This is a genomic window from Paenibacillus agaridevorans (genome assembly GCF_003112455.1).
Lineage (GTDB): Bacteria > Bacillota > Bacilli > Paenibacillales > Paenibacillaceae > Pristimantibacillus > Pristimantibacillus agaridevorans.
On sequence record NZ_BDQX01000163.1, the window covers coordinates 30,185 to 33,395 of the forward strand.

Below are 3,211 nucleotides of genomic sequence, written 5' to 3' on the forward strand. Positions count from 1 at the left end.
CCGACGTCAATCCGTTCGGCGACCTCCTTTATGGGGCACTGCATGAGGGTTTGGATCCCTACGAATGGGAAATGCGCGGACTGTTCGGACATCAGGATAAGCTGGCGCAAAGGATGAATGAAACATGATCACAGATATGAATACCATTGTCGGCACGCACGATATTTTGATGATTACGCTGGATACGCTTCGTTACGATGCGGCCGTGCTGGAGGAGAAAAACTGCCCGAATCTGTGCGGCAGCGGCTCCTGGGAGAAACGCCATACGCCCGGCAGCTTTACGTATGCCGCGCATCACGCTTTTTTCGGCGGGTTCCTGCCGACTCCCGCTACGACGGACAAGTCGTCGCACGTCCGACTCTTCCATTCCAGCCGCACCGGGATGAAGACGGATCCCCGAACGTGGCTGTTCGATACCCCGGATATCGTATCAGGACTAGCGGCCGAAGGGTATAAGACGGTTTGCATAGGCGGGGTTATTTTTTTCAGCAAAAAAGTGCCGTTGGCCCGCGTGCTGCCCGGTTACTTTCAGCACAGCTATTGGCGCATGAACTTCGGCGTAACCAATCCCAGGTCCACGGAGCATCAAGTGAACCATGCTCTGGGGCTGCTGGACGACACTCCGCTGGACCAGCGGCTGTTTCTGTTTATGAACGTGTCCGCGATTCATGGACCGTCCCATCATTATGTCGAGGGAGCGCGCCGGGATTCCGTCGATACCCAGCGCGCCGCCCTTCGTTACGTGGACGGCGAATTAGGCCGGCTTTTCCAAAGGCTCCGGGAGCGCGGCAAGCCCGTCTTCTGCCTCGTCTTCTCCGATCACGGCGAAGCGTTCGGCGAAGACGGCTACCATGGGCACCGGCTTGCGCATGAGACCGTATGGGACGTGCCTTACCGGGAATTCATTCTATAATTGAAAGGAGGAATGCAATATGTCTGGGTCGATCCAGCGTGCTTCGGCGGACCGGCAAACTTTGGGCCGTCCTTGCTCCGATTCCGAAGTTGATCAGTGGGCAGAGCGGATCAAAGCCAATCCTTACCGCTCCTACCTCTATTCCTATCCGCACAAGATGGCGTACCGCGAGCTTTCTCCCGCCTTGTCTCTGGAAGAACTGTGGCGGCAGGAGCCGGCGGAATCGTATTTCCTATATATGCACATCCCGTTCTGCGGCGCCCGCTGCGGGTTCTGCAACCTGTTCACGCTGCCGGACAAACGCGATGACGTCCATATCCGGTACGTGGACGCGCTGGAGCGGCAAGCGCGCCAGTGGTCAAGCATCATCACAGGCAAGCCCTATGCCCGCTTCGCCATTGGCGGAGGCACACCGACGTTGTTGTCCGCAGAGCTGCTTAGCCGATTATTCTACATTGCCTATGACGTGATGGGGGTGGATAAAAACTCCGTCTCCATTTCCGTAGAAGCGTCTCCGGAGACGATTACGCCGGAGAAGCTGGATGTCCTGAAAGCTGCGGGCGTCGACCGTGTCAGCATGGGCATCCAGAGCTTTGTCGACGCGGAGGCATCGGCCATCTACCGGCCTCAGCCGCCGCAGGTCGTGCATCAAGCGCTTGCGATGCTGACTTCGTACGATTTTCCCATTCTCAATCTGGACTTGATCTATGGGCTGCCCGGTCAGACGGTCGAAAGCTGGCTGTATTCGCTGGAGGAAGCTCTGCAATACGATCCGGAGGAAATTTTCCTGTATCCCTTGTACACTCGCGACCATACGATCGTAAAGCCGGAGCGGATCGAACGGGAGCCCGATATCCGTTTGGCTTGTTATACGGCTGCCAGGGACATGCTCTCGAAACGAGGTTATGTGCAATCCTCCATGAGGAGATTCGCCAAAACTTCCGCAGCTTCCACGGTCGGCGGCGACAAGAAGCTATTGGACTATAGCTGCCAGGAGGAAGGCATGGTCGGACTCGGCTGCGGGGCAAGATCCTACACGCGGGATGTCCACTACGCTTCCCGTTACGGCGTAAGCCGCAAAGCGACGGAGAGCATCATTGCCGACTATGTAGCCGCCGAACGGTACGATACGGCGGATTACGGCATTGTCCTGAGCAAGGAGGAGCAGCGGCGCCGTTTCGTGCTTAAGGCGATCCTGCATAGCGAAGGCTTGCGTCCTGCCGACTACGCTTCCCGCTTCGGCACGGATCTGTGGAGCGACCTGCCGGAGCTGTCGCTGCTGCCTAGGTCCGGACTCGCCTCCCTGGAGGACGGCTTGCTTCGTATGACTCCGGAAGGCTTCTCCTATTCCGACTCCATCGGCGACTGGCTCATCTCCGGAGAGATCCGCGAACGAATGGAAAGGTTCGTGGTATTATGAACGCCGTGCTTTATTACCGCGGCAGCCTCTCTTCTTGCAACTACGACTGTCCGTATTGCCCCTTCGGCAAAACGAAGGACAACGCCGAGACGCTGGCGAAGGATCGCAAGCAGCTGCGCGTCTTCGTAGATTGGGTACGTGAGCAAGGACAAGCCGGCCATCGGCTGTCCATCTTCTTCAACCCTTACGGGGAGGCGCTGATCCACCGCTGGTATCGCGAAGCCATGGTGGAGCTGTCCCATATGCCGCATGTAGCTAAAATCGCCATTCAAACCAATTTGTCCGCGCGGCTCGACTTCGCTCGCGAGCTAAACCCTGGCAAAGCCGCGTTTTGGGCGACCTATCATCCCGGCCAAGTAACGGAGGAACGTTTTCTGTCCCAGTGTATGCAGGCCCGAGAGCATGGCGTTCCTTTCAGCGTAGGCAGCGTCGGACTTCGCAGCGCGATCCCCGCGATCGCCTCGCTCCGCGGCATGCTGCCGGAGGACGTTTATCTCTGGGTCAACGCCTACAAGGATCAGCCCGATTATTACGGGGACGAGGACATTGCCGCCTTGCAGGCGATCGATCCCTACTTCGGCATTAACGCGATGGATTACGAAAGCATGGGCAAGGAATGCCATGCGGGGAGCAGCGTGTTCTACGTGCAAGGCGCGGGTCTCGTCAAACGCTGCTACAAGGACCGCGGATTGATCGGCAATCTCTACAGAGACGGCCTGGAAGGACTCTCCGCCAAGCGGGCATGCCGGATGAAGGTGTGCGATTGCTACATCGGCTATATTCATATGCCGCATCTGGAGCTGGCCGGCATCTATGGGGATGGACTGCTGGAGCGAAATCCCCGACGTGATGGCGGCAGGCTGGGCGGCCCGCCCGGC

The 3,211-nt window shown here is 58.1% G+C and carries 3 protein-coding genes; all 3 read left to right on the forward strand.

Annotated features, from left to right (window positions below; genetic code table 11):
- Positions 1–127: 127 nt before the first annotated feature.
- Entirely contained in the window at positions 128–913 is a 786-nt protein-coding gene (locus tag PAT3040_RS14215) for an STM4013/SEN3800 family hydrolase (RefSeq protein WP_108993371.1), read from the forward strand.
- Positions 914–932: 19 nt separating this feature from the next.
- Positions 933–2,333: an STM4012 family radical SAM protein gene (locus tag PAT3040_RS14220; protein ID WP_108993254.1), complete on the forward strand. Its 1,401-nt coding sequence runs from the start codon at positions 933–935 to the stop codon at positions 2,331–2,333.
- Positions 2,330–3,211 (forward strand): STM4011 family radical SAM protein (locus tag PAT3040_RS14225; RefSeq protein WP_108993255.1); only part of this gene is annotated, 882 nt, incomplete at its 3' end. The genes PAT3040_RS14220 and PAT3040_RS14225, both read left to right, overlap by 4 nt.

What these genes read in the sequence shown, in the direction of transcription:
- PAT3040_RS14220 (WP_108993254.1), top strand. Translation starts at nt 933, where the DNA reads ATGTCTGGGTCGATCCAGCGTGCTTCGGCGGACCGGCAAACTTTGGGC.